The sequence below is a fragment of the Streptosporangium sp. NPDC020072 genome (genome assembly GCF_040631445.1).
Taxonomy (GTDB): domain Bacteria; phylum Actinomycetota; class Actinomycetes; order Streptosporangiales; family Streptosporangiaceae; genus Streptosporangium.
Window position 1 is genome coordinate 468,959 of the sequence record NZ_JBEYAB010000006.1, and the last position, 22,082, is coordinate 491,040.

The 22,082-nt window shown below is 71.7% G+C and carries 9 protein-coding genes and 1 pseudogene; 1 reads left to right on the forward strand and 9 read right to left on the reverse strand.

Annotated elements, in window-relative coordinates; translation table 11 throughout:
• Positions 1-54: 54 nt before the first annotated feature.
• The 3 genes from ABZ470_RS17295 to ABZ470_RS17305 form a co-directional block, all read right to left on the reverse strand.
• The gene (locus ABZ470_RS17295; protein WP_362912075.1) at positions 55-909 is read right to left on the reverse strand and encodes a pentapeptide repeat-containing protein; all 855 of its coding nucleotides are present in this window, start codon (positions 907-909) and stop codon (positions 55-57) included.
• Between the two features lie 274 nt (positions 910-1,183).
• On the reverse strand, positions 1,184-1,753 hold the full coding sequence (locus tag ABZ470_RS17300) for an SMI1/KNR4 family protein (RefSeq protein ID WP_352013492.1): 570 nt from the start codon (positions 1,751-1,753) through the stop codon (positions 1,184-1,186).
• A gap of 381 nt (positions 1,754-2,134) precedes the next feature.
• Positions 2,135-2,731 (reverse strand): hypothetical protein, encoded by a 597-nt coding sequence (locus ABZ470_RS17305; protein ID WP_362912078.1) that lies wholly within the window; start codon positions 2,729-2,731, stop codon positions 2,135-2,137.
• Positions 2,732-3,157: 426 nt separating this feature from the next.
• On the opposite strand from ABZ470_RS17305, the pseudogene ABZ470_RS17310 reads away from it, so the two are divergent.
• A pseudogene (locus ABZ470_RS17310) lies at positions 3,158-3,849 on the forward strand (IS256 family transposase); the annotation flags it as partial.
• Between the two features lie 150 nt (positions 3,850-3,999).
• Here ABZ470_RS17310 and ABZ470_RS17315 read toward each other — a convergent pair.
• The 6 genes from ABZ470_RS17315 to ABZ470_RS17340 all read right to left on the reverse strand — a co-directional run bounded on the left by ABZ470_RS17315 (position 4,000) and on the right by ABZ470_RS17340 (position 21,734).
• On the reverse strand, positions 4,000-4,935 hold the full coding sequence (locus tag ABZ470_RS17315) for an NADP-dependent oxidoreductase (protein ID WP_362912080.1): 936 nt from the start codon (positions 4,933-4,935) through the stop codon (positions 4,000-4,002).
• Between the two features lie 96 nt (positions 4,936-5,031).
• Complete coding sequence (locus ABZ470_RS17320) at positions 5,032-5,631, reverse strand: TetR family transcriptional regulator (RefSeq protein ID WP_362912082.1); 600 nt, start codon at positions 5,629-5,631, stop codon at positions 5,032-5,034.
• Positions 5,631-6,641 carry an aldo/keto reductase gene (locus tag ABZ470_RS17325; protein ID WP_362912084.1) on the reverse strand — a complete coding sequence of 337 codons (1,011 nt, stop codon included), beginning with the start codon at positions 6,639-6,641 and terminating at the stop codon, positions 5,631-5,633. The genes ABZ470_RS17320 and ABZ470_RS17325 overlap by 1 nt, the downstream gene beginning before the upstream one ends.
• 393 nt (positions 6,642-7,034) lie before the next feature.
• Positions 7,035-8,267: an MFS transporter gene (locus ABZ470_RS17330; protein ID WP_362912086.1), complete on the reverse strand. Its 1,233-nt coding sequence runs from the start codon at positions 8,265-8,267 to the stop codon at positions 7,035-7,037.
• Positions 8,264-9,502, reverse strand: a complete 1,239-nt coding sequence (locus ABZ470_RS17335) for a serine hydrolase domain-containing protein (RefSeq protein WP_362912088.1) — start codon at positions 9,500-9,502, stop codon at positions 8,264-8,266. Before ABZ470_RS17335 ends, ABZ470_RS17330 begins: the two co-directional genes overlap by 4 nt.
• A 1-nt stretch (position 9,503) precedes the next feature.
• Positions 9,504-21,734 (reverse strand): amino acid adenylation domain-containing protein, encoded by a 12,231-nt coding sequence (locus ABZ470_RS17340; protein ID WP_362912090.1) that lies wholly within the window; start codon positions 21,732-21,734, stop codon positions 9,504-9,506.
• Positions 21,735-22,082 lie beyond the last annotated feature (348 nt).

Consider the following 22,082-nt stretch of genomic DNA (forward strand, 5'->3'; position numbering starts at 1 on the left):
CCATCCATCCGGCCACCTATGACCCTCTAGAGGAACAGCTGTCGCGCCGAACAATCAGGCACCGCCGGTGAAGGTCGCCTCGTCGAACCATGCGTTCCCGCTGAAGGACGCCCTAGAGAACCTGGCGATCCCGGTGAAGGTCGCCCTAGCGAATCGGGCGTCCCCGAGGGTCGCCCCATCGCATCTGGCGCCCCCGGTGAAGGTCGCCCCGACAGAGATCGCCCCTGCGGAGTGGCAGCAGGTGAAGTTCAGGTTGGTGAGGATGGCGCCGGTCAGGTCGACGCACATGCCTTCCCAGAACCGGGGGCCGGCCGGTTCGGCGATGCTCTCACCCGGTGCGCGGTCATCGTGGAGGTGGTCTTCCAGGATGCGCTGGGCAGTGAGGCGAACCTGAAGTTCCTCGTGCGGGTCGCGTCCGGTGGCGGGGGCGGAGGCTCCGGCGATGGCGGCGCGCGGGACGGCGGGCGCCAGGTCCTGCCGGACACCGCCGGGCGACGCCCACGGCATCCTCAGATACGCGCAGATGACGTTGACGATGGTCTGCCGGTGCCCGGGGTTGTCTTGGGCCAGGCGCTCCAGCGCGTACAGGCCGCCCAGCCGTACCGCGGCGGCCTCGTGACCGAGCTGCTCGACCGCCTTCGTGTACAGGTCGGTCACCCGGCGCTCGGTCGCGTCGTGGGTGGTGTGCGCGGCGGTGACCTCCTGGTGGTGCTGACGGCGGAAGGCCAGCATCAGCGTGACCGCCGCCCCGACCGCGGCCCCGGCGGCCAGCGCGGTGCGCAGCATCTCCCCCCGCACGCTTCCCACCCCACCTCCGACGCCAGGGCTCGGGGCGGGAACGGAGGCGGCCGGGTCGGCCAGAAGCCACCACAACGTGACGGCAACCACGACGGCCACCAGCACGGTCACGCAGACGATCCACCACAGAGCCGACCGGGGCGTATGCAACGGCGGAGGCGTCACCGTGACGGTTCGGCGAAGGGAAGGACGGGGACGGCGACGTGGAAGTAACGGCATGGCTTTCATTCCAGCCGTCCGCAGCCTGGCCCCGGCCTGATGCCGTCTGATCGTTACGGGAAGCACCTACGCCCGCAGCCTGCGGTTTCAGGAGAAATCGCCTGATCTCGGCGGCCGTGTCTGCCCTTGAGGGGTACGGGGTCTGACTACTGGCGGGCTCTCTCACTCAAGATTCGCGAATCCACCCAGCCTCCTCCACGGTCGCCCCTACGAGTCCTTCCGGCCCGAACATGGGGCACCGGACGTGCCCGTTCAGCAGACCGACCAGCACGTCGGTGAAGGTTCCGGGATAGTGCCACCACCGGTGAAGTGTCGTTATGACGACGGTCCACTTTCCCGGGTCCGGGTCGGTGAGCCAGCAGCAGTAGTCTCCGTTGGAGGTGTTACCCCAGGGAAACAGCCCCTGGGGGGCGGGGTAAACGGGAAACGGCGGCGCCGGACGGGGAACATCGCGGTCGTCGACCAGTTCGATCTGGTCGAAGCGTTCCCCCCACCGGCGCATGTTTTCCAGCACGTCTGCCCAGCTTTGAACGTACTCCTGCGGGGTTTCGCTGGTTCCGGGATGACCCACGAGGAGGAACTCGTCGAACTCCAGGGTGGAGTATCTCGAAGCCCAGTCCTTGTAGTCGTCCGGGAACACCAGGCCGGTGCCTTCTTCGATGAGGGTCCAGTTCACGGGTGGAGGCGGAACACGGGATGGCCCGATGATGGCTTCAAGATCGGTGATGCTGCGCATTCAACACATTCTTCTCCGAAGCTGTTGGCCAGGAAGTGATCTTCGTTCGTGTGGTGACCCGCGCTTCGCTTCACTGATGCAGGCACCTGCCGGGCGGTTACCGTCACCTCATGGCGCCGCCCGTTCCGAAGGGCTACCTTCCCAGGGGCCGCAGAGGTGTCGGGCGTTCAGCAAGCTCCGCACGGGCGCCGACCCCACCCCGATCCAGGCTCTGATCAGATGCTTCCCGGTCAAGGCCGGCCGCTTGCCGAGTGGCCTGGAACTCGGCCAGTTCGGCAGGCGCGGCGACGAACGAGGCAGCGCGCAGTCGGCGGGCAGCGTGTCCAGCTCCTGCTGCGGGCGCTCGTAGGCGGCTGGGGACACGTCCGGTAGCGCAGGCCCTCACCCAGTTCGGGTCACGGTTCCGTCGAGGGTGCGGACGAAGACCGAGCCGGTGGCTGGGCTGGACTGGTAGTGGTAGGTGGCGGTGGTGACCTTGGTGCTGCCGGCGGCGCACTGGGGGTTGAGCAGGCTGGCGGTGCCTCCCGGGCGGCGGGGGTAGTCGCTGCGAGGCGTGATCGTCCAGGTGTAGCCGCGCCCGGCGACAGCGGCGGTGCCGTTGAAGGCGTCCGGCTGCCCGGCGAAAGTGTCCTCGATGCTGCCGCTGATGACCGCCAGGCCGCCGTTGGGCAGGCTCGGGATCACGCCGCCGGGCACCAGGGCGATCCGGCGCTGGCCATAAGGGCCGCTGCGGCCGTTCCAGAAGGTGGCCCGCACCGAGCCGGAGAAGCCCGCGGCAAGGGTGGCCGAGCGCCAGTCGGCCTGGTGGCCGCCGCAACCCGGGCCCTCGCCGACCGCCCGGGCCGCGGAGTCGGCAGCGGGTGCCGCCTCGGCGAAGGAGGAAGCGGCCTGGGCAGGTGTCGGAAAGCCGGGCACGCCGGTCAGGGTGGCCAAGGCGGTGGCCAAGGCCAGGACGGGCAGGGGCCGCAAGCGGCGCATGGGGGCTCCTTTTCTGGGCGAAGGATGTTTCCGCAGCTGATGAGCGGGCGCTCTGCCCGGGGTGTCGTGGGGATCGACGGCAACCAGTCGCTACCTATCGTAGTTAATTGACTACGTTATGGAAATACTTGGGGCCGGCCATACCACCCAGGAGCCACCCCCCGCAGTTCTTCACCCCGGACACCTCTGACCGGCCACCGGGGGATCGGTACAGATTTTGGCGGTAGAGCTGAGGGCGGGGACGTTTCTCCAGTTCACGGCCATCAGTTCTGAGCTGGCCACATCGGACAGAACCTGGATCCTGTCGGGGTTGCGTCCACGGAGGTGGTGTACGAGTTTGACCTGGTCACAAGAGTGGCGCCGGGAAATGGTGACGGCCATCGCGTGATCCTTCGAGTAGCGAAGATCAAGTTTGAAAACGTGCACGTCCTGGTCGCCACGGCCGTGAACGCAGGCGGCAACCGGGAGATCCTCGGGCTGGAGGTCACCTCGGCCGAGAACGGCGCCGGCTGGCTGACGTTCCTGCGGGGCTTGGTGGCCCGCGGCCTGGGCGGGGTGCAGCTGGTCGTCTCCGACGCCCACCCCGGCCTGGTCGAGGCGATCGGCGCGACCTTGGCGGGCGCCTCCTGGCAGAGATGCCGCACCCACTACCTGCGCAGTCTGCTGCCACCGTCCCGAAGTCGGCGCAGCCGTGGGTGGCCACCTTGGTGCGCACCGTCTTCGACCAGCCTGCCGCCGAGCAGGTACGCGCTCAGCATGCCTGGGTGATCGACGCGCTGGAGGCCAGGTATCCGGCCGCGTGCGAGCACCTGGAAGCCGCCCGCGAAGACCTGCTGGCCTTCGCCGCCTTCCCGAAGGAGACCTGGCGGCAGGTCTGGTCGAACAATCCGCAGGAGCGGTTGAACAAGGAGATCCGCCGCCGCACCGACGTGGTCGGCATCTTCCCGGACCGGGCCGCGATCGTCCGGCTTGTCGGTGCGGTTTTGGCCGAGCAGACCGATGAGTGGACCGGGGCACGCCGCTCCATGGGGCTCGACGTGCTGGCCAAATGCCGGACGCGCGTCCTTACCGGCGACACACCAGCCCACAATCCGCTACCGCAGACACTTACCGCTTAACCTGCAGAAACAGGATCACGCGAAGGGCAGCTCATACACCACTTCACTGGACGTGACCCTCGGCCGGCCTTCGCGGTTCGACGGCGGCGACGGTTTCTTCCGTGGTGACGACGTTTTCGGGAGTCGTGTGCGGCCCTCCGCGAGGGCCGGTCAGCCGAACCGTAGGACGAACCGCCCGCGAACGCCACGCCGTTCGAGCGAGCGATGCGCGTCGCCGGCTCGGGAGGCCGGCAGTTCGCCGGCCACGCGGACGGTGAGCAGTCCCTCACCGGCGAGTTCGGCGAGCCGGTCGAGCTTGGCCGCGGCCTCGACGTAGTGGCGGACGAAGATCGGGACGACGCGGACCCGGCCGGTCCCGTCGCCCTGGTAACCGCGGAGGGTGGCGACGGTGCCGCCGTCCTTGACGGCAGGGAGAGCGGCGGCCTCCAGCACGGCGGCATCAACGAGCCCGTCGACGCCGCCCGGGTGGAGGCGGCGGACCATCGCGGTGAAGTCGTCCCCCCGCGGCACAGTCTCGTCGGCTCCGCACTCGCGGACGAAGGTCTCGTCCTGCCGAGCGGTGTCGGCGACGACGACCAGCCCGGCCTGCTTGGCGAGCTGGACGAAGTACCCGCCGACGGTACCGGCCGCACCGGTGACGGCGACCGTCGCGCCGGCCGGGAGCGCCAGCGTGTCAAGTGCGAGCCGGGCGGTGAGCCCGTTCATCGGAATGGTGGCGGCCTGGACGTCCGAGAGCCCGGCCGGGATCCTCGCGACCGAGCGTGCCGGCACGACGAGGTCTGCCCGGTAGCCGCCGTGCGCACCCGAGGGCACCACGATGGCCATGACGGCGTCCCCGATCGCGAACGGACGGTCGACAGCGGGGCCGATCTCGGTGATCACGCCGGCGACCTCCATGCCCGGCACCCGCACCGCGTCCGCCTCATCCTGCCGCGGACGAGAACGGATCACCGTGTCGACCGGGTTCACCGTGGCGCTGCTCACCCGGATCCTGACCTGACCGGGACCGATCGGTTCGGCCACCAGGTCGAACTCGCCAAGAGCGTCCGGTCCGCCCGGCTGGGTCACTCCGATTGCTTGAACCATGGTCGTTCGTACTCCTTGTTCGTTGCCGCCGGGGTGGCGATGGGCAGGGCCGACCACGCCGTTGACGAGACGCGGCGGATGATCGACCCGGTTCGGCTACGGCGATGCGGGGACGCGAAGACCCTCAAGCAGCAGGCTGCACACCTCGTCGAGCTCGGCGCCGACGACGGGGTTCTGCCATTCGGCCGCGTGGGCGAGATGGTGGAACTTGGCAGTGGCGTTGAAGACCACGCGGGCGGTGGCCGCCGCGTCGTCGGTGCGGAGGCTGCCGTCGGCGGCGCCGTCAGCGATGATGGCCGTCAGCTGGCCCAGGAGATCGGCGACGTGGTCGGTGGCGACGCTGCTGTGCGCGGCGGCGAGGATTCCATAGGCGGCGAACAGCTCCGGGTCCTGGCGAATCTTGGCCTGCTTCACGGCCAGGACGGCGTGCAGCCAGGTGCGCAGCCGCCGCGCCGGGGCAACCGCGCTGTCGGCGGCGATGACGGCGAGGGCGTCGCGGTTGCGGTCGAGCCAGCGCCGGGTCACGGCCTCGCGCAGCGCCTGCTTGGAGGGGAAGTGCTTGTAGACGGCGGCGTGGCTGACCCCGAGTGCCCGGGCGACGTCGACGACCGTTGCCTTGTCCGGTCCGTGGCGCCGCAGGATCTCCTCGGTGGCTGCCAGGATGGCGTTCGCGTCCAGCGGGGTTCGGGCGGGCATCAGCGTCCGCCGCCCGTTCGCTCGCTGTCCAGTAGCGCGAGCAGGGCGGGGGCGTAGCGTTCTCCCGCGACCGCCCCCCGGGGGACGGCCTGCTCAATCGCGTCCAGGTCGTCCTCGGTCAGCCGCAGACCGGTGGCGTCCACCGCCTCGGTGACGCTGTGCGGCCGGCTGGTCCCGACCAGCGCGACGATGTCCCGGTGCACGCGACCCTGTGCGAGCACCCACGCGATCGCGAGCTGTGCGACCGTGACACCGCGGGAGGTGGCGATCTCCCGCAGCCGCTCGACCAGCGCGAGGTTGGTCTCGATGTTTCCGGCGGCGAAGCGGGGCAGGTGCCCGCGATGCCGTGCGTCGCCGGCCGACGGCCGCCACATCCCGGTCAGCATTCCTTGGGCGAGTACCCCGTAGGCGATGACGCCGATGCCCAGTTCGCGGCAGGTGGGCAGGATCTCGTCTTCGACACCGCGGCTGAACAGTGAGTACTCGATCTGGACATCGGTGATCGGGTGCACGGCGTGGGCACGGCGGATCGTCTCGGCGCCGACCTCGGACAGCCCGATGCCGCGCACGTAGCCCTTCTGCACCATCTCGGCGACGGCGCCGACGGTCTCCTCGATCGGGACAACGGGATCCAGCCTGGCCGGGCGATAGATGTCCACATAGTCGATGCCCAGCCGCTGCAGCGAGTAGCCCAGGAAGTTCGGGATCGCGTCCGGTCGGCCGTTGACGCCGCGCACGCTGCCGTCCACGCCGAACAGTGCGCCGAACTTCACGCTCAACACGGCGCGGTCGCGATCGGCGGATCGCAGTGCCTGCCCGATGAGCGTCTCGTTGTGCCCCATCCCGTAGTGGTCGGCCGTGTCGATGAACGTGATCCCGGCGTCGAGCGCGTTGCGAAACGTCGCGATGCTCTGTTCGTCGGCGCCGTGCCCGTACGCGCCGGACATACCTGCGCAACCGAGCCCGACCGCCCCCACATGGACGTCGGCGCCGAGTGTCCTCTGCTCCATACGAGAAACACTAAGCAGGCTGGTAACAGATGTCAAAACTTGTAACCTGACACCTTGGTCGTTACGGAACCAGAGCGTGGCGGTCTCTTCGAGGTCAAGGCTTCGGACCTGTCCGGTTCGCGGCGCCGCTGGATGCCCCGGAACCGAACCCGGCCGAAGGAGTGCGGCCGGTTCTCAAACGGGGCCCGGCCAACATCGCTCCCCATAACGCCGAGCGGCTCACCACACTGGTCAAGACCAGGCTCGAACGGATGCGGTACCGTCCTGCGCTGCTCGACGGCTTCATCGCCCGGACTGGCCTGCCCCTCGAACCGCCGCGACTTCAGCCTTTCAACCTCAGACGCTCTCCCGGCTGACGTTCGGTGACGTTTCCCGCGAGGGCCTGAGTTCGCTTTAGCCGGTGGTGGGGAAGCGGCGGAGTGCCGGGGTGAGCGTGGTCGCCAGCGCGATGACGCTGAGGGCGGCGGCACAGCTCAGTATGCCGCCGGGCCCCGTTCCACCGGCGGTCATGAGGGCGCCGCCGAGCAGTGGCCCGAGCGCCGCCGCGCCGCCGGAGCACAACCCGACGATGCCGGTCAGCCGGCCGCGCAGCCTGTCCGGAGTGACCGTGATCTGGTATGTCAGGATCGTCGTGTTCGCCAGCGGCGCGAAGAACGCGGTACAGCCCAGCAGCAGCCCCAGCGGCAGGCCGCCGGGCACGAGCGCCATCAGCCCGGTCAGCAGGGCCGTCATCCACGAGAAGCCGATGATGATGACCGGAGCGGGCAGCAGGGCGTGCAGCCGGTCGGCCAGCGCCGCGCCGAGCAGTCCGCCCGCGCCCATGCAGGCCATGGTCAGGCCGATCACGCCCGCACCCACCTTGTCCTCGTGCGACATCGCCAGCACGATGATCATCAGCGCGGTGAACACGAGGTTGGACCCCGCCATCCACACCAGCGTCGTCCTGATCAACCGCTGCCCCAGCACCCACCGGAGCCCGGCCACGAGATCCCCTCCCGCACCCCGGGCGGGCTCCGCGGGCGCGGGGCGCGCGGGCAGCCGGAGGAACATCAGCGCCGCGAACGAGAGCGCCAGCATCAGGCCGTCCAGCGCGAACGGCATCGCCTGCTCAACCGCGAACAGGAACCCGGCGAGCGCCGGGCCCAGCAGCGTCGCGATGAACGGTCTCGCCGTGTTGGCCGCGACCGCCCGCGACAACTGGGACTCCGGTACGACCTGCGGAAGCGCGGCCTGCTCCGCAGGTTCGAAAGCCGCCCCGAGCAGCCCGTCGATCAGCGCCACGAGCAGGACGTGCGGGAACGAGAACGCGTCCAGCCAGACGGCGACCGCCACCGACGCCACGGCCAGCGCCCGGCCGCCTTGGCACAGCAGCAGCGTCCTGCGCCTGTCCCACCGGTCGGCGATCACACCGGCGGGCAGGTTGGCCAGCATGTGACCGGCCGCGACCAGCGACGAGGCCAGCCCGGCCTGCAACGCGGAGCCCGACATGGCCAGGATCAGCAGCGGGAACGCGACGAAGTTGATCTCGTTGCCGAACTCCGACAGGAACTGTCCGCTCCACAGGATCGCGTAACGCCTGTTACGCGCGAGCGGGGGAGCGACGGTCTCCACGGCGGCTTCCTTCATGCTCCGGGGCTCCCCGCCCGGCGGGCCAAACGGCCTGACACCTGGATCAGGTCGATGTCGCCGCCCAGGGTGATGAACCGCCCCGCGTGGCCCTCGCCGATCTCGAACACCCCGCCCCGGTAGCAGGTGATCGGCCCTGCCGACCGCAGACGCAGCCCGCCGCCGCCGCTGGTGACCTCGAAGGCCGATCCGCCGTTCACGTATGTGCCCGTGCACCCGGGCGGCGGCGCCACGGGTGGTCCCGAGCCCGCGAGCGGGCGGTGGTCGCCGGGGGCGATCCCGTGGAGGGCCAGCCGTTCGGTGAGGTCGCGCCACAGGGCGAGCCCGGTGTCCGCGTTCGTGGTGAGCGCGACGACGGTTCGTTGCGAGGGCTCGAACCTCAGATGGCAGGAGGTGCCCTCGCCGGTGCCGTCGTGGCCGTACCAGTCGAGGCCGTCGCGATGGTGCGCCGACCAGCCCAGGCACCAGCCGTCCGCCAGCCCGTACGGCCCGATCTCGATCCCGGCCAGCTGGTCCTCGCGCAACTCGTGAAGGGTACGCCGGTCGAGCAGGACGGGCAGGTCAGGGTCGGCCAGGTGGAGCCGAGCCAGGGTGACGAGGTCGGCCGCGCTCAGCGCGAGCGCGCCGGAAGGGGCCTGACCGGGGGTCTCCTGCTCCTGCGCCACCGGCACGACGCGACCTGTCGCCGGATGCACGCTGTGGCCGGTCGCGGTACGGCGACCGGTACGCCGTCCCGTCGCGTACGACGCTTCGATGCCCAGCGGGGTCAGCAGTAGTTCCTCGACCGCCTCCCACCAGGTCATCCCGGTGACCTGGCCGACCAGGCGGCCCACCAGCTCGTAGCCGAGGTTGGAGTAGGAGAACGCCCGGCCCACCCGCAGAACGGCGGGGTGCCGTACGTCGCCGTCGGCGGCCAGGCCCGAGGTATGACTGAGCAGGCCACGCAGAGTCACCCCTTCGACCCCACCGGGCAGCGGGCCGTCGAAGGTCAGGTCACCGTCGTCGGCCAGCATGGCGGCCAGCGTGGCCGTGAACGGCTTGGTAAGCGAGCCCAGCGGGAACGCCGTCGCCTCCGTCACGGCCGCCTCTCCGCCGTGGGTCTCGACGCCGTACCCGGCACTCACCGTACGGCCGCCGTGGCGGACGGCGAGCTGCGCGCCCGGGACGTGGTGCTCGCGCGCCAGCTCGGCCAGCAGGCCGGCCAGCGCGGTGGCGGGGAGGGCGAGAACGTCCATGTCAGACCTCCTCGCGGGGCGCCGAACGCCGCTCGGCATGGCGGGCCAGGGAACGCAGCGCGCCGGCGAAGTCCTCCGCGAGCTTCGACACCGTGGACGGGTCGTACAGGTTCTGCGAGTAGTACCAGTCGAAGGTCAGGTGGCGGTCGCGGATCGCGCCGACGATCTCCAACGGGTGGCCTGCGTGTTCCAGCGGGCTCTGCTCCTGCCCGATCGGGTCGTGGAAGGCGTGGTAGAGGCCTTCTCCCGGCGCGGTGCCGGACTGGCCGTGGTAGTTGAAGGCGACCTGCGGGCGCGGCCGGCCGGCGAGTGCGGTGCCGGGGGAGCCGGGCGGGCTGAGGTGGCGCAGCAGGCCGTACCCGAGGCCGTTGCCGGGGATCGCGCGAAGCTGCGCGCGCACGGTCCTGACCAGCGCCGCCCAGTCGTTGCCGCCGGGCACGGTCAGGGCGGCCGGGTATTCGCTGGTGAACCAGCCGACGGTCCTGGTCAGGTCGAGGTCGTCGAAGACGTCCTCACGGCCGTGTCCCTCCAGGCCGATCACGACCTGCTCCTGGCCCGTCCACCGGCACAGCGTCCAGGCCAGCGCGCCGATGAGCACCTCGCTCAGCCGGGCACGGAACACGGCGGGCGCGCCGCGCACGAGCGCCCGGGTCTCGTGCTCGGACAACGAGCACGGCGCGGTCGAGACCGAGCCGACGAGGCTCTCGCCGTCGTGGTCCGTGGGCAGCGGCGCGGGATCGGGCAGGCCGGTCCAGTACGCCGCCTCACCGTCGAGCCCGCCCCTCGCCGTGTGCTCGGCCAGCCGGGCCGCCCACTGGCGGAACGGCGAGGTCGCGGGCCCGAGATCGACGGATGCGCCGCCTGCCGCCTGCCGGTAGGCGGTCTCCAGATCCTCGGTCAGGATTCGCCAGGACACGGCGTCCACGATGAGGTGGTGCGCGGTCAGGTACAGCCAGGGCCGCCGTTCCGTGCCGAGGTCGAGGAGCAGGGCGGACCACAGGGGGCCATGCTGCAGGTCGAACCCCAGATCAGCGTCGGTGGCCAGTTCGTTCGCCGCGGCTCGCAGCTCGGCCTCGCCCGTCAGATGGGACAGGTCGTGGCAGGTCAGCGGGACGGCCGGCGCGGGCACGGCGAGCTGCGACCAGTCCCCGGTGCGGGGCCGGGAGCGGTCACGTTCGAAGCGGAGCCTGAGGGCGTCGTGCCGTTCGGCCAGGGCGGCGAGCGCGGCCCGCAGCGCGGGCTCGCTGACCGGGCCGGACAGCTCCACCAGCATCGACTGGTTGTAGTGGTGCGGCGCGACCCGCCGCGGCAGCAGGAACTCGCGCTGCACGGGCGTCAGCGGCACCGGCCCGTCCACGACCGCACCGGAGGAGGCGGTCTCGGTGACCGGCTGGGCGACGGGCGCCAGTTCGGCGATCGTCTGGTGCAGGAAAAGGTCCTTGGACGTGATCCACACCCCCGCCTGCCTGGCCCTGGCCACCATCTGCATGCTGAGGATGGAGTCGCCGCCGAGGTCGAAGAAGTTGTCCTCGACCCCGAACGAGTCCGCGTCCACGCCGAGCACTTCGGCCCACGCCTCGGCCAGAGCCCGTTCGACGTCGTCGCGCGGGGGGAGCCGGTCCGTACCCGCCGCCGTCGCGCCGGGAGCGGGCAGGGCGCGGCGGTCGACCTTCCCGCTGGTGTTCAGCGGCAGATCCGCCAGCGTCACGAAGAGGTGCGGCACCATGTACCCGGGCAGTGAGCGTTTGGCGAAGTCGCGCAGCGCGCCGGGCTCGGGCGCGGCCCCGGGAACGGGGACCACGTACGCGGCGATGCGCGGCGACCCCGGGTCGTCGAACACGGCCGCGGCGGCCTGCGCCACGTCCGGGTGCTCGCAGAGCACGGCCTCGATCTCGCCCGGCTCGATACGGAAGCCGCGCACCTTGACCTGGTCGTCGGTGCGGCCCAAGTACTCGATCAGCCCGTCGGGCCGCCACCTGGCCAGGTCGCCCGTCCGGTACATGCGGCCGCCCGGCTCCTCGAAAGGCCCGGCCACGAACCGTTCCGCGGTCAGGCCCGGCCGGTTGAGGTAGCCGCGCGCGAGCTGGTCACCGGCCAGGTACAGCTCTCCCGCGACCCCGACGGGCACCGGGCGGAGCCGGTCGTCCAGCACGTACGCCCTGGTGTTCCAGGTGGGCCTGCCCACGACGGGCCGCTCGCTGTCCGACAGTCTGCAGTACAGGGTGTCGACCGTGCACTCGGTCGGCCCGTAGTAGTTGTAGCCGGTGGTGCCGGGCGCGTCGCGCAGCTCGCGCCAGAGCTGCTCGCCGACCGCCTCACCGCCCAGCATGAGTACGGCGGGCCGGTGACGGGCGGAGGTGAGCAGGCCGCGTGCGGTGAGCTGTTCGGCGTAGGAGGGCGTGAGGTCCAGCAGGTCGATCCGGTGCCGGGCGACGTAGTCGATCAGCGCTTCCGGGTCGCGTCTGGTGAGGTCGTCGATCACGTGCAGCTCGTGGCCGTCGGCCATCCACAGCACGCCCTCCAAAGAGGTGTCGAACGTGAACGCCGCGGTCACCCCCGCCTTGATCGGCTGGGTGGTCTCGGCGCGCATGAGGTCGGCCCGGTGGTCGAGGAACAGGTTGGCGAGTCCCCGGTGCTCGACGACCACGCCCTTTGGCCGTCCCGTCGAGCCCGACGTGTAGATCACGTATGCCGGGTGCGCCGGATGCGGCCGCACGCCGGGCCGCGTGTCAGGCAGGCCGTCCAGCAGCGCGGGATCGTCCAGCAGGACGACGTCCACAGGCTCGGGCGGTTCGAACGCGGAGTCGCGGTCGGCGAGGACGATCAGCGGCCGGGCGTCGTCCAGCATGTACGCCATCCGCTCCCGAGGCAGTCCGGGATCCAGCGGCAGGTAGGCGGCCCCGGCCTTGAGCACGGCCAGCAGCGCGACCACGGTCCATTCGCTGCGTGAGCCCGCGAGCCCCACCAGCGTCTCGGGTCCCGCCCCCCGGGCGCGCAGCAGGTGCGCCAGGCGGTTGGCGCGGGCGTCGAGTTCGGCGAAGGTGAGCGCGCGGTCACCGAAGACGAGCGCGGTACGGTCGGCGTTCGCCGCCGCGCACTCCTCGAACAGCTCGGCGAACAGCGCGGGCGGGGTGTCCCGGCGGGTGTCCTGCCGGCCGGTCACGGCCTGCTTGAGCTCCGTGTCCGTCATGATCGGCAGTTCCGCCACGGAACCCTGATGACCTGCGGCGATGGCGTTGAGCAGGGTCGTCAGGTGCCCGGCCAGACGGTCGGCGGTCGAGTGGTCGAACAGCGCGGTGCCGTAGCCGACGGCGGCGGTCAGCCGGCCGCCGTGCTCCAGGAAGTCCACGGTCAGGTCGTGGCTGACCTGGTCGGAGACCGTGGGCAGCGGCGCGGTGCGCAGTCCCGGCAGATCGGGGTCGGCCGAGGGTGTGTTGTCCAGGACGACCATGACGTCGACGAGCGGGTTCCTGCTCGGGTCCCGTTCGGGCCGCAACACCTCGACGAGTTGCTCGAACGGTACGTCGTCGTGTTCGAACGCCTCCAGCACCGTATCCCTGACCTGCGCCAGGAACTCCGCGAACGACGACGACTCGGTCACCGTGGACCGCAGCACGACCGTGTTGACGAAGAACCCGACCAGCCCTTCCAGTTCGGCGCGCCCGCGCCCCGAGGCGGCGGTGCCGACGGCGACGTCCCGTTGGCCGCAGATCCTGGACAGCAGGATCGTGGTGGCCGCGACCAGCACCATGAACAGGGTCGCGTCATGCTGTCTGGCCACCGCCTTCAGCCCGTCCAGCGTGTGCGCCGGGAGGTCGAGCAGGCGGATCGCGCCGTCGGCCCGCCGTACCGGGGGGCGTGGGTGGTCGGTGGGCAGGGCCAGGGGGGTGAGCCCGGCCAGCCGCTCCCGCCAGTAGGACGGGTCGGACGGGTGGCGGCGCTGCCAGGCCGCGTAGTCGGCGTACCTGATCGGCAGCGGCGCCAGCTCGGGGGTCTCGCCGCGCAGCGCGGCCGCGTAACAGGCGCCGAGCTCGGCGGCGAGCACGCCCATCGACCAGCCATCGGTCACGATGTGGTGCATGACCAGCGCGAACGTGTGCTCGTCCGGTCCCATCCTGATCAGGGTGGCCCGCAGCAGCGGGCCGCGGCGCAGGTCGAAGGGCAGGGACGCCTCCCGCCCGAGAAGGCCGTGCGTCGCGGACTCGGGGTCGTCGTGGCCGGACACGTCGATCACGCGCAGCGGCAACGGTCCGGGCGGCAGGATGGACTGCACGCCGCGGCCTTCGACGTCGCCGAAGACCGTACGCAGCGACTCGTGTCTGGTCACCAGCCGGTCGAGCGCGGTACGCAGCGCGGCCACGTCCACCTCACCGGACAGACGCAGGCCGAACACGGTGTTGTACTCGGAGCTGTCCGGCTCGAACTCGCTCAGGAACCACAGCCGCTGCTGCGCGAACGACAGCGGCAGGCCGTCGTCGCCGTCCGCCCGCCCGATGGCCTCCTGCGGCGCGGCGGCCCCGAGCGTCCTGGCGAAGGAGGCGATGGTGGGCGTGTCGAAGAGCTGGCGGGGCGAGGGCGCGGCGCCGAGCGCCGCACGTACCCGCGAGATCACCTGGATGCTGAGGATCGAGTCGCCGCCCAGGTCGAAGAAGTCGTCCTCGACGCCGATCCCCGCCGGATCGCGGCGCAGCACCTCGGCCCAGATCCCGGCGAGCAGCCTCTCCGTGGTGTCGCGCGGCGGGACATGGGGCACGGCGGCGTCGAGCAGGCCGGCGGGGGCGGGCAGGGCGCGCCGGTTCAGCGTGCCGCTCGGAGTCATCGGCAGCGCGTCGATCCTGACGTACGCCGACGGCACCGCCTGAGCCGACACCCGCCCGGCCAGGAACGCCCGCAGTACGGCCGGGTCGGGTGCCTGCTCGCCGGTGGGAACGACGTACGCGACGAGCCGCGTCCGCCCCGCCTCGTCCTGCCGTCCGGCCACCGCGGCGGCGGCGACCTGGGGATGCGCGACCAGCGCCGATTCGACCTCGCCTGGCTCGACACGGAACCCGCGTACCTTGACCTGGTCGTCGACCCGCCCGACGATCTCCAGTACGCCGTCGGCCCTGCGGCGGCCGAGATCGCCGGTCCGGTACATGCGTCCCGGGGTGAACGGGTCGGGTGAGAAGCGTTCCTCGGTCAGGTCGGGCCGGTTCCAGTAGCCGCGCGCCACCCCGTCACCGGCGATGTGGATCTCGCCGACCACGCCGATGGGCACCGGCCGCCGTTCGGCGTCCAGCACGTACACGCGGGTGTTGGCGAAGGGCCGCCCGATCGGCACGTACGTCCTGTGCCCCATCGGGTCGGCGCCGAGCTGGAACACGGTCGAGTCAACGGTCGTCTCGGTGGCGCCGTAGGCGTTCACGATGACGGTGCCGGAGCCGAGCCGGTCGAGTATGCGCCGGGCCTCGCCGACCGGCCAGCCCTCGGAGCCGACCATCAGCACCCGCAGCGAGCCGGGACCGTCCAGCTCCTCGGCGATGGCGCGGGCCAGTGCGGGCACGGTCACCAGGAGTTCCGCGCGCGTGTTCTCGATCAGGCGGGCGATGGCGAGCGGGTCGCCGAGCCGTCCGCTCGGACAGATGATCATCTCGCCGCCGAGCACCGCCGACAGCAGGAAGTCGCCGAAGAACAGGTCCACCGACTGGCTGGAGACCGACAGGCATCGGGGCGAGGTCCCCGCCAGGCCGTAACGGGCGTCCCAGGCACGCAGCATGTGGCAGACGTGGCGATGCTCGACCATCACGCCCTTCGGTCTCCCGGTCGAGCCCGACGTGTAGATCACGTACGCCAGGTCGCCGGGGGTCACGTCCGTGTGGGGCGCGGTGGCGGGGTGCCCGGCCAGGTCGGCGTCGTCGAGGCAGACGAACGCCGCCCGGCCGCGTTCCAGCCGGTCGAGCAGCCTCGTCTGGGTGACCACGATCGGGGCGGCGGCGTCCTCCAGCATGGATTCGAGGACCCGAGGCGGATGGTCGGGGTCGAGTGGCACGAACGCCGCGCCCGACTTGAGCACGCCGAGCAGCGCGACGACGGCGTCCAAGCCGCGTTCGACGCACACGCCGACCAGCGTTCCGGGCCGCGCGCCCAGCCCGATCAGGTGGTGAGCCAGCCGGTTGGCCCGCTCGTCCAGGGCGGCGAAGCTCAGCGCGGTTTCGCCGCAGCTCACGGCGGTGGCGTCGGGGGTGCGGGCGGCCTGCTCCGCGAACAGCTCGTGCACGGGACCGGCGGCGGGGAAGGGGACGACGGTGTCGTTCCACTCCACGAGCAGCCGATGCCGCTCGGATTCCGGCATGACAGGCAGCTCCGACACCCGGCAGGTCTCGTCGTCGGCGAACGCGCCGAGCATCGTCTCCAGGTGGCCGAGCAGCCGCTCCGCGGTACCCGCGTCGAACAGGCCCGGGTCGTAGTCGAGCGCCAGGGTCAGCTCGCCCGCCGCGTACGCGGTGATCATGAGCGGGTAGTTGCCGTGCTCGTCACCGGTGTGCTCCAGCACGCGGACGCCATGGTCACCGGCGGCCTCCGGGTAGTTCTCGAACACCATGACGCTGTCGAACAGCGGCACACCGCCCGCCAGGCCGGCACATCTCTGCACGTCCGCGGGGGACAGGTAGTCGTACTGGCGGCCTTCGACCTGAGACTCCTGCAGCCCGCGCAGCCAGCCGATCAGGTCGGCGTCGCCGTCCACGTCCACGCGCACGGGCAGCATGTTGATGAACAGGCCGACGATCGACTCCGACCCCGGCAGTCCGGAGGGGCGGCCGGAGACCGTGGCGCCGAAGCACACGTCGCGCTCGCCCGAGTACCGTGAGAGCAGGATCGCCCAGGCGCCCTGGAGCAGCGTGTTCACCGTCAGCCGGGCGCGGCGGGCCCGCTCGTACAACGCGTGCGAACGTTCGGGCGACAGGCTCAGCCGTACGGCGGCGGCCGAGCGCGACCCGTGCGCCCTGACCGGCGGCCGGTCGAACGGGAGTGGCGTCGCCGCGGTGAACCCGTCCAGCTCCCGCCGCCAGTGCGCCTCCGCCGCCGCCCGATCCTGCCGCCCCAGCCACTCCACATAGTCCCGGTACGGCCTGCGCGCCGGATGCGTGCGACCCGCGTACCGCTCGAACACCTGGGTCAGCACCTGTGCCGCGCTCCAGCCGTCGAGCAGCAGGTGATGCGCCGTCCAGAACACCCGCACCCGCGTGTCGGACAGCCGCGCCACGGCCAGCCGCATCAGTGGCGCCCGGCCCAGGTCGAGCCGCCACCGGGCACGGCCCTCCCACATGCGCGCGGCCTCGGCGCTCCTGGCCTCCTCGGTCAGCGCGCGCCAGTCGTGACGCTCGACGGGGATCGTGGCGTCGCGCCGCACGACCTGCAGCGGCTCGGGCACCCCCTCCCACACGACCGCGGTACGCAGCGCCGGGATGTCCGCGGCCACCTCCTGCCAGGCGCGCACCAGCCGCTCCGGATCGTCCACGCCGTCGAGCAGCAGGTTGAAGTGCGAGGCGTAGGTGTCGCCCGCGGGGTCGGACAGCGAGTGGAACAGCAGGCCGCTCTGCACGGGCGTGAGCGGGTAGACGTCCTCGACGGCCCGGCCGTCGCCCGCGATCCCGTCCAGCGCCGCCTGGTCCAGCCGCGCCAGCGGGAAGTCGGACGGCGTGCACCCGCCCGCCCCGGGACGCGCGCAGTGCTCGGCGATCTCCCCGAGCGCCGCCACGAGCTGCCCGGCCAGCCGGTTCACGGTCTCCTCGCGGTGCAGCCGGGCCGAGTACGACCAGCCGATCTCCAGCCGGTCGTCGCGTACGACGGCGTTGACCTCCAGCAGGTGAGCCCGAACCTGACCCGGGACGCGCTCGGTGCCCTCGGGGACGGGCAGCAAGCGCGGGAACGGGCCGCCGGGCGAGCCGTGGGCGTCCATGCGCCCCAGATAGTTGAAGGCGACCTGCGGCCTCGGGTCGTCACGCAGCTCCTCCCCTGAAGGGGACAGGTAACGCAGCGCGCCATACCCGAGACCGCGCGAAGGAACGGCTCTGACCTGCTCCTTCACGGACTTGAGCAGGTCACCCCAGTCACCGCCCGGCACGTGCAGCACCAGGGGCGAGACCGTGGTGAACCACCCGACCGTCCGCGACAGGTCCACCTCCGGGAACAGCTCCTCGCGGCCGTGGCCCTCCACCTCGACCAGCACCCGGTCACCGCCCGCCCACCCGGTCAGCACCCGGCCGAGCGCGCCGAGCAGCACGTCGTCCATCCGCGCCCGGTACGCCTCCGGCACCTCGCGCATCAGCCGCCGGGTGACCTCGGGGCCGACAGTGCTGGTCACCGTACGCAGGTCACCGGCCAGGTTCTCGCCGCCGCCGTCCAGTGGCAGCACCGCCGCGCTCCTCGCCAGCTCACGGGTGCGTCGCCAATGGTCCAGCTCGTCGTCGAAACCGCCCGAGAGGGCATGCTCGCGCAACCGCAGCGACCAGGAGCGGAACGAGGTGGTACGCGGCCCGAGCCTGATCGGCTCACCCGCCGCGGCCTGCCGCAGGGCGGTCTCCAGGTCGGGCAGCAGGATCCGCCACGAAACGCCGTCCACGGCCAGGTGATGGACGGCCAGGTACAGCCGCCTGGACTCGCCGGACGTGACCAGCAGGGCCTTGACCAGCGGCCCGCTGTCCGGCGCGAACGTGATCTCGGCTTCCTCGCCGGGCCGTTCCGCCCTGCGCAGGATCGTGCCGTGCTCGGTCTCGGCGTTGTGCTGGCGCCACCCACCGTCGCCGTCCCGCTCCAGCCGCAGGCGCAACGCGTCGTGCCACTCGACCAGGGCGCGCAGGGCGGCTTCGAGCGCGTCCTCGTCCACGTCGGGGGCCAGCTCCAGGCAGACCGCCTGGTTGAAGCGGGACAGGCTGTCGGCCATGTTCTCCAGGAACCAGTGCTGGATCGGCGTCAGCGGCACGTCGCCGCTCACCCGCTCGTCCCCGCCCGCGTGGTCCTCACGCCCCGCGGGGACGAGGGCCGCCGCCACGGCCAGGTCGGCGACGTTCTGGCGCAGGAACATCTGCCGCGGCGCGACATCCAGTCCCTGCGCCCTGGCCCCGGCCACGACCTGGAGCGCGAGGATGGAGTCGCCGCCCAGGTCGAAGAAGTTGTCCCGGACGCCGACCCGGTCCACGCCGAGCACCCGCGACCACACCCCAGCCAGGACACGTTCGGTGGGGGTGCGCGGCTCGACGTACTCCTCGCCGCTGTCACGCTCGCCGGGTGGCGGCGGCAGCGTACGGCGGTCGACCTTTCCGCTGCGGGTCAGCGGCAGCTCGGGCAACGGCACGAACGCCGCGGGCACCATGTGCTCGGGCAGCCGCCGGCGCAGGAAGTCGCGCAGCTCGCCCGGCGTGACCCCGCCGTCGGCCGGCACCGGGTAGGCCACCAGCCGTTTTGCCCCGCCCGCGTCCTCCTTGACCGCCACCGCGGCGGTGACCACGGCGGGATGCGCGGCCAGCGCCGCCTCGACCTCGCCCAGCTCGATACGGAACCCCCGCAGCTTGACCTGGTCGTCGGCGCGGCCCGCGTGCTCCAGCCTGCCGTCGGCCAGCCAGCGTGCCCTGTCGCCCGTGCGGTACATGCGCGTGCCCGGCGGCCCGTACGGGTCGGCCACGAACCGCTCGGCGGTCAGCCCGGGCCGGTTCGAATACCCCCTCGCCAGCCGCGTACCACCGAGATACAGCTCGCCCGGCACGCCGATCGGCGCCGGCCGCAGCCGCGCGTCCAGCACGTACGCCCTGATGCTCGGGAAGGGCCGTCCGATCGGCACCGGTCCGGGATCGGCGTCGGCCGCCGTCAGCGGCCCGCCCAAAGTCGCGCCCACCATGGTCTCGGTTGGCCCGTACCCGTTGAACAGGCGCCGGCCCCGCGACCACGTCCGCACGAGTTCCGGCGGGCAGGTCTCGCCCGCCACGATCAGCACCGCGCCGTACGGCACTCCGCCGGGTGGCAGCGTCGAAACCGCGGTGGGCGGCAGCACGGCGTGGGTGACGCGCTCGCGTGCCATCAGCCCGGCCAACGGCGCGCCGGGCGGACGCTCCTCGTCGGTGGCGATCACCAGCGTGCCGCCCGACAGCAGCGCCCACACCAACTCCCAGAACGCGCCGTCGAAGCTCAGCGACGCGAACTGCAACACCCGCGCGTCCGGCCCGGCGCCCAGGCGTTCCCGCTGGATGAGCACCATGTCGTGCACACCCGCGTGCGTCACCACGACGGCCTTGGGCCGTCCTGTGGAACCCGAGGTGTAGATCACGTAGGCGGGGTGATCGGGGTTGACGGAGGGGAGAGGGGTGGCGTGCGGGCCGGTCAGGGCGTTCTCGACGGCCGGGTCGTCCAGCGCCACGGCGGGCACACCCGGGGGTAGCCTGTCCACGCCCTCGCGGGTGGTGAGCGTGAGCACCGGCGCGGTGTCGTCGATCATGGTACGGATCCGGTCGGCCGGATAGTCCAGGTCGATCGGCAGGTAGGCGGCGCCGGAGCGGAGCACGCCCAGCACGGCCGCGACCATGTCGATCGAGCGCGGCAGGGCCACCGCAACATACCGCTCGGGCCCCGCGCCCTCGGCGGCCAGCAGCCCGGCGATGCGCTCGGCCCGCTCGGCCAGCTCCCCGTAACGTACCGAGCGCGGGCCGCACACCACCGCCTCGGCGTCCGGCCGGGCCTCGGCCTGCTCGGCGAACAGCTCGCTCACCGTGCGCGCGGGCGGCCCGGTCCCGTCGCCGCACCACAGCGACGTCAGCAGCGTCCGCTCGGCCTGGCCGAGCGACGAGATCTCGGCCAGCGGCCGGTCGGGGCCGTTCGCGACCTCCTTGAGCAGGCACGTCAGATGCGCCGCGATTCGCTCGGCCGTCCCCGCGTCGAACAGCGTCGCGTTGTAGGCCACGCTCCCCGCCAGCGTCCCGTCACGCTCGGCGAAGTCGAACGACAGGTCCATGCTCGCCGCCAGCACGGGCGGCTCCAACTCCTCGGCCAGCAGGCCGGCGAACGCCGCCGACGCCGCCGGCAGGTTACGCAGATTGACCGCGACCTCGGTGAGCGGCGGCCTGCTCGGGTCACGTTCCGGCCGCAGCGCCTCCACCAGCCGCTGGAACGGCACCCCGTCGTGGGCGTACGCGTCCAGCACGCCCGCCCGCGTACGCCGCAGCAGCTCGTCGAACGACACGCCCTCGTCCACGTCACCACGCAGGACCAGCGTGTTGACGAAGAACCCGACCAGGTTCTCCAGCTCCACCCGGTCCCTGCCCGACACGACGGTCGCGACCGCGACGTCAGGCCGTCCCGTGTACCGGGCCAGCAGCAGGTGCACGGCCGCGACCAGCGTCATGAACAACGTCGCCCGGTTGCGCTCGCCGGCCTCGCGCAGCCGCCCCACCACCTCGGCCGGGATCTCGAACGTGTGCCGCGCCCCGGCCGAGCTCCTGACCGGCGGGCGGGGGCGGTCCGTCGGCAGGTCCATCGGCGTGAACCCGTCCAGCCGGTCGCGCCAGTACGCGAGCTGCTTCCCGGCCTGCGGCCCCGCCGTCAGATTCCGTTGCCAGGCGGCGTAGTCCGCGTAACGCAGGGGGAGCGGCGCCAGGCCCGCCGGTTCACCGCCGAGCGTGGCGGAGTACAGGGTGGCCAGGTCGTCCAGGACCAGCCGCGAGGACCAGCCGTCGGTGACGATGTGGTGCGCGTAGGCCGTCAGCACGTGCTCACGCTCGCCCAGCCTGATCAGCCGGGCCCGGAACACCGGACCTTCCCGCAGGTCGAAGGGCTGCCGCGCCTCCTGTTCGAGTACGCGGTCCAGCTCGCCCGGCCGCCCCGTCAGGTCGGTGACCTGTAACGGGACCTCCATGTGCGGCGCGACCTCGCGCACGCCACGGCCGTCACGCGACCCGAACGTCGACCGCAGCGTCTCATGCCGTTCCACCAGCGCGTTCAGCGCGGCACGCAGCGTGGGCACGTCCAGCGGCCCGGTGAGCCGCACGATCAGCGGCACGAGATAGTCGAGGGCTTCCGGATCCAGCTCGTACATGAACCAGAGGCGTTCCTGCGCGGGCGAGAGCGGCAGCGGTCCTGAGCCGTCGATCGCGGGTATCGGCTCCTCGGCGGGCGACGACTGCCCTGACAGGCGCCGCAGAAGCTGCTCGCGCAGGTGCTCGGGCAACGCCTGGATGCGCTCGTCGCGCGGGGAAGAGATATGCACGGGGAGTTTCTCCAATGTCCTGCGGTGTTCGCCGCGCCTGGATAACTCGTCTGATCACTCATCGCCGAAACAGCGGTGAGCAGGCTGTGAACCCCTGGAGGCGGACTTCCGGTACAACCGATCTTTTCAACGCCGACCCGGCGGTTCCAGGGCCTTGAATCGACGGCTAAAGAGCCAGTTCAACGGCCACCTCCGACGAAAAGCAGGAAAACGCGCCATCGCCGAGCACAAAAAAGCGGTTGCTCCGCCAGCGAAATGGGCGCCCTGTGCAGGGCTGTCGTAAAGCGCGGCAACGGGGGCGGTTTTCCGAAGACCGCTGGGAAAGGCATGACCTCCCCGGCGAAGACG